Genomic DNA, 4,940 nt, shown 5'->3' with positions numbered 1-4,940 from the left:
CGGCGCACTCGGCCACCTCGAGGGCGTTGCCCACCGCCCGACCCAGTGGCGTGTGGTTGGCGGTCACCAGAGCGCTGGTCCGGACGCCGGCGGCCGTGCCGATGGCGACCATCACCCGGGCCAGCTCGTCCGCATCCGCGCGGTCGGGCCGGAAGGCACCAGATCCGCACTTGACGTCGAGCACCAGCGCGCCCGTGCCCTCGGCGATCTTCTTGCTCATGATCGACGCCGCCAGCATGGGGATGGACGGGACGGTCCCGGTGACGTCCCGTAGGGCGTAGAGGGCCCGGTCGGCGGGCGCGAGATCGGCTCCGGCCGCGCAGATCACGGCCCCGGTCTCCTCAAGGATCTGGCGCCTGGTGGCGGCATCCAGGTCGGCGCGCCAGCCGGGGATCGCCTCGAGTTTGTCGAGGGTCCCGCCCGTGTGACCGAGCCCGCGCCCCGAGAGCTGGGGCACCGCCAGCTCCCAGGTCGCCAACAGGGGGGTCAGCACGAGCGTCACCGAGTCGCCCACACCGCCGGTCGAGTGCTTGTCCACCGTGGGGACGCGACGACCGGCGCGCGTCAGGTCGGACAGGTCCAACCGGGTGCCGGAGTCGACCATCGCGGCGGTCCAGCGGGCGATCTCGCGATCGGTCATGCCCCGGAAGTACACCGCCATCGCCAACGCGGACATCTGCTCGGGGTGCACCACACCGCGGGTGTACCCGTCGACGATCCAGTCGATCTCGTCGTCGTCGAGCTCCTTCCCGTCACGCTTGGCCTCGATGATCCGCACGGCGTCGATCGACCGGGTCACGTCAGATCCTCCGGCCCGAAGGCGTCCGGCAGGAGCTCGCCCAGGCGGACGGGGCCGCGGGCGGTGTGGACGACCAGGTCCGGGCCGCCGTGTTCGTGGAGGAGTTGGCGGCACCGCCCGCACGGTGAGAGCGGGTCACCGTCGTGGCCGACGACGACGAGCTCGAGCAGTCTCCCGCCACCCGTGCGGTGGAGGTCGGACACGAGCGAGCATTCCGCGCAGAGTGTGAGCCCGTAGGAGGCGTTCTCGACGTTGCACCCGGTCACGATCCTGCACTCGTCGCCGCCGGGTTCCGACGCCAGGGCGGCGGCCCCCACCCCCAATCCTGAGTACGGCCGGTAGGCGTTCCGGGCGGCCGCCAGCGCGGCTTCGCGCAAACCGCTGCGGGCCGCGTTCCTCTGTGCTGCGGTTTCGTTGACGGACACCCTTTTCTACCCTCCGGTAACTTCGATTAGGGTCCCCTAACAGGCATTACCCGTTCGGACCACCGTACCCACCCTGCTTCTCGTCCGCGTCCTCTCAGGTCTAAAGTCCTAGTAGGCGCCCGCTGTGCTCTCGGGCAGGGAACGCGCGCCGATGGCACCACGCCCAGACGATTCGGAGGCACGACAAGCCCATGAGTACTGCGCAGGCGCCGGCGCGTCCGGCCCCCAATAAGAAGATCAGCATCTACAAGGGTGACCCGGGGATGTGGTCGTGGGTCGCGCACCGCATCTCGGGCGTGGCGATCTTCTTCTTCCTCTTCGTGCACGTGCTGGACACCTCGCTCGTCACGGTGAGCCCGGAGACCTACAACGCGGTCATCGACTCGTACAAGACCCCGATCGTCGGGCTCCTGGAGGTCGGCCTGGTCGCGCTGGTCCTCTTCCACGCGCTCAACGGTCTGCGCATCGTCGCCATCGACTTCTGGTCCAAGGGCGCGAAGTACCAGCGCCAGATGCTCTGGGCCGTCCTGGCGATCTGGGTCGTGGTCTTCGCCGCGGCGACCGCCCGCCTCCTCTTCCTTCTCTTCCAGCACATCTAAGGAGAACGATCACCATGGCAGACGCACCTGTTCTCCAGACGTCATACGATCGCCCCGCCTCGCTCGCCCAGCCGCGCTCCCCGCGCCTGCGCTCACGCGGCAACTTCGAGCGCACCGCGTGGATCTTCATGCGCGCCTCGGGCGTCGCGCTGGTCATCCTCACGCTCGGCCACCTCACCGTGGGCCTCATGATCGACGAGGGAGTCCACCGCATCGACTGGGCCTACGTCGCGGATCGCTGGCAGAGCCCGTTCTGGGCCACGTGGGACCTCCTCATGCTCTGGCTGGCACAGCTCCACGGCGCGAACGGCGTCCGGACGGTCATCGCGGACTATTCCCGCAAGGACTCGACGCGGTTCTGGCTCAACGCGATCCTCGTCGCCGCGACCGTCCTCGTCCTGGCTCTGGGCACGTACGCCCTCTTCGGCCTCGCCTACGACGTCTGATCGACGCCTGCGGACCGTTCCACTTCGAAAGCGAGCACTGAGAATCCCATGACCGATCGTCAGGTCCACCAGCACCAGTACGACGTGGTAATCGTCGGCGCCGGCGGCGCAGGCATGCGCGCGGCCATCGAGTCGGGACCGCGGACCCGTACCGCCGTCCTCACCAAGCTCTACCCCACCCGCTCCCACACCGGCGCCGCCCAGGGCGGTATGTGCGCCGCCCTCGCGAACGTCGAGGAGGACAACTGGGAGTGGCACACGTTCGACACGGTCAAGGGCGGCGACTACCTCGTCGACCAGGACGCCGCGGAGATCATGGCCAAGGAGGCCATCACCGCCGTCATCGACCTGGAGAACATGGGCCTGCCGTTCAACCGCACGCCCGAGGGCAAGATCGACCAGCGTCGTTTCGGTGGCCACACCCGCGACCACGGCAAGGCACCCGTGCGCCGGGCCTGCTACGCGGCCGACCGCACGGGCCACATGATCCTGCAGACGCTCTACCAGAACTGTGTCAAGCACAACGTCGAGTTCTTCAACGAGTTCTACGTCCTGGACCTCTGCCTCACGGAAACCCCCGAGGGCCCCGTCGCCACCGGGTGCGTCGCCTACGAGCTCGCCTCCGGCGACCTGCACGTCTTCCACTCCAAGGCCACCGTCTTCGCGACCGGCGGTTCGGGACGGATGTACAAGACCACCTCCAACGCCCACACCCTCACCGGCGACGGAATGGCCGTGGTCTTCCGCAAGGGCCTGCCCCTGGAGGACATGGAGTTCCACCAGTTCCACCCGACGGGCCTGGCGGGCCTGGGCATCCTCATCTCCGAGGCCGTCCGCGGCGAGGGCGGCATCCTGCGCAACGCGGACGGTGAGCGCTTCATGGAGCGCTACGCCCCCACCATCAAGGACCTCGCGCCGCGCGACATCGTCGCCCGCTCGATGGTCCTCGAGGTGCGCGAGGGCCGAGGCGCCGGACCCGAGAAGGACTACGTCTACATCGACGTGACCCACCTCGGTGCGGACGTGCTCGAGGAGAAGCTGCCCGACATCACCGAGTTCTCCCGCACCTACCTGGGTGTCGACCCGGTCACCGAGCTCGTCCCGGTGTTCCCGACGTGCCACTACGTCATGGGCGGCATCCCGACCAACGTCAAGGGTGAGGTCCTCCGCACCAACGACGACGTGGTGCCCGGTCTCTACGCCGCCGGCGAGTGCGCGTGCGTGTCCGTGCACGGGTCCAACCGTCTGGGCACCAACTCGCTGCTGGACATCAACGTGTTCGGCCGCCGGGCGGGGATCGCCGCCGCGGACTACGCTGCAGGCCACGACTTCGTCGAACTCCCCGAGGAGCCCGAGAAGATGGTCCGTGAGTGGATGGAGAGCATGCTCGCCGACCACGGCGCGGAGAACGCCAACGACATCCGGACCGAGATGCAGGCCATGATGGACGACAAGGCGTCGGTGTACCGCACCGAGCAGTCGCTCACCGAGGCCCGTGACGAGCTCCGCGCCCTGAAGAAGCGCTACGCCGACGTCACCGTCAGCGACAAGGGCAAGCGGTTCAACACCGAACTCCTCGAGGCCGTCGAGCTGGGCTTCCTCCTGGAGCTGGCGGAGGTCACGGTCGTGGGTGCGCTCAACCGCAAGGAGTCCCGTGGCGGACACGCCCGCGAGGACTACCCGGACCGCAACGACGACGAGTTCATGAAGCACACGATGGCGTTCAAGGACGGCCTCGGCCTCCTCTCCGAGATCCGGCTGGACTGGAAGCCGGTTGTGCAGACCCGCTACGAGCCGATGGAGCGTAAGTACTGATGACCACCGCAGTCGACACCACCAAGGCCACCGACGGCAAGGACCCGGGCTCGAACCGTCCCGTGCCGCCCGGCTCCACCATGGTCACGCTCAAGATCGCCCGGTTCAACCCGGAGGATCCGGACTCGGCGGGCTGGAAGGAGTACGAGGTCCCGGCCCTGCCGTCGGACCGTCTGCTCAACCTGCTGATGTACGTCAAGAACTACATCGACGGCAGCCTCGCGTTCCGCCGGTCGTGCGCACACGGCATCTGTGGGTCGGACGCCATGCTGATCAACGGGGTCAACCGCCTTGCCTGCAAGGTCCTCATGAAGGACATGCTTCCCAAGGACGGCAAGTCCATCACCATCACCATCGCCCCGATCCGCGGGCTGCCGGTGGAGAAGGACCTGTACGTCGACATGGAGCCGTTCTTCAAGTCGTTCCGTGACGTCATGCCGTACCTCATCACGTCCGGGAACCAGCCGACGGCCGAGCGGATCCAGTCCCAGACGGACCGGGCCCGCTTCGACGACACGACCAAGTGCATCCTCTGCGCCTGCTGCACGACCTCGTGCCCGGTGTTCTGGGCCGACGGGTCGTACTTCGGCCCGGCCGCGATCGTCAACGCTCATCGGTTCATCTTCGACTCCCGTGACGAGGGTGCCGCCGAGCGTCTGGAGATCCTCAACGACGCCGAGGGGGTCTGGCGGTGCCGCACGACCTTCAACTGCACCGACGCGTGCCCCCGCGGCATCCAGGTGACCAAGGCGATCCAGGAGGTCAAGCGCGCCCTGCTGTTCGCGCGCTGACCTTCCCCGGTCTCCCCGGCGGGGCCGCACCTTCCCTGAGCGGAGGGTGCGGCCCCGCTGGTATT

Annotated in this window: 6 protein-coding genes; 4 read left to right on the top strand and 2 right to left on the bottom strand. The window is 68.1% G+C overall.

The genetic code is table 11. From position 1 onward, the window contains the following. Both G6018_RS01160 and G6018_RS01155 read right to left on the bottom strand, forming a co-directional pair. A partial coding sequence (locus G6018_RS01160) for a thymidine phosphorylase (RefSeq protein ID WP_182638513.1) occupies positions 1–799 on the bottom strand: 799 nt, incomplete at its 3' end. Further along, on the bottom strand, positions 796–1,224 hold the full coding sequence (locus G6018_RS01155) for a cytidine deaminase (RefSeq protein WP_182609615.1): 429 nt from the start codon (positions 1,222–1,224) through the stop codon (positions 796–798). The genes G6018_RS01155 and G6018_RS01160, both read right to left, overlap by 4 nt. Positions 1,225–1,415: 191 nt before the next feature. Here G6018_RS01155 and sdhC point away from each other — a divergent pair, with 191 nt between their 5' ends. From sdhC to G6018_RS01135, 4 genes are read left to right on the top strand one after another with little or no spacing between them, the layout of a single operon-like run. Continuing rightward, complete coding sequence (gene sdhC / locus G6018_RS01150; protein ID WP_182609616.1) at positions 1,416–1,823, top strand: succinate dehydrogenase, cytochrome b556 subunit; 408 nt, start codon at positions 1,416–1,418, stop codon at positions 1,821–1,823. A gap of 14 nt (positions 1,824–1,837) precedes the next feature. Beyond that, complete coding sequence (locus tag G6018_RS01145; protein WP_182617072.1) at positions 1,838–2,269, top strand: succinate dehydrogenase hydrophobic membrane anchor subunit; 432 nt, start codon at positions 1,838–1,840, stop codon at positions 2,267–2,269. A gap of 48 nt (positions 2,270–2,317) precedes the next feature. Next, the gene (gene sdhA / locus G6018_RS01140) at positions 2,318–4,084 is read left to right on the top strand and encodes a succinate dehydrogenase flavoprotein subunit (protein WP_179526169.1); all 1,767 of its coding nucleotides are present in this window, start codon (positions 2,318–2,320) and stop codon (positions 4,082–4,084) included. Continuing rightward, a complete protein-coding gene (locus tag G6018_RS01135) occupies positions 4,084–4,875 on the top strand; it encodes a succinate dehydrogenase iron-sulfur subunit (RefSeq protein ID WP_179524744.1) in 792 nt (263 codons plus the stop codon). Before sdhA ends, G6018_RS01135 begins: the two co-directional genes overlap by 1 nt. The last annotated feature ends 65 nt before the right edge of the window (positions 4,876–4,940 follow it).

It is taken from the genome of Dietzia sp. DQ11-44 (assembly GCF_014145205.1).
In the GTDB taxonomy this organism is placed as follows: Bacteria; Actinomycetota; Actinomycetes; order Mycobacteriales; family Mycobacteriaceae; genus Dietzia; species Dietzia natronolimnaea.
This window is presented reverse-complemented; position numbering and strand designations above follow the sequence as displayed.

Bases quoted from the DNA above. Each gene is read 5' to 3' on its own strand.
- sdhC (WP_182609616.1), top strand. From the start codon at position 1,416: ATGAGTACTGCGCAGGCGCCGGCGCGTCCGGCCCCCAATAAGAAGATC.
- sdhA (WP_179526169.1), top strand. From the start codon at position 2,318: ATGACCGATCGTCAGGTCCACCAGCACCAGTACGACGTGGTAATCGTC.
- G6018_RS01145 (WP_182617072.1), top strand. From the start codon at position 1,838: ATGGCAGACGCACCTGTTCTCCAGACGTCATACGATCGCCCCGCCTCG.
- G6018_RS01135 (WP_179524744.1), top strand. From the start codon at position 4,084: ATGACCACCGCAGTCGACACCACCAAGGCCACCGACGGCAAGGACCCG.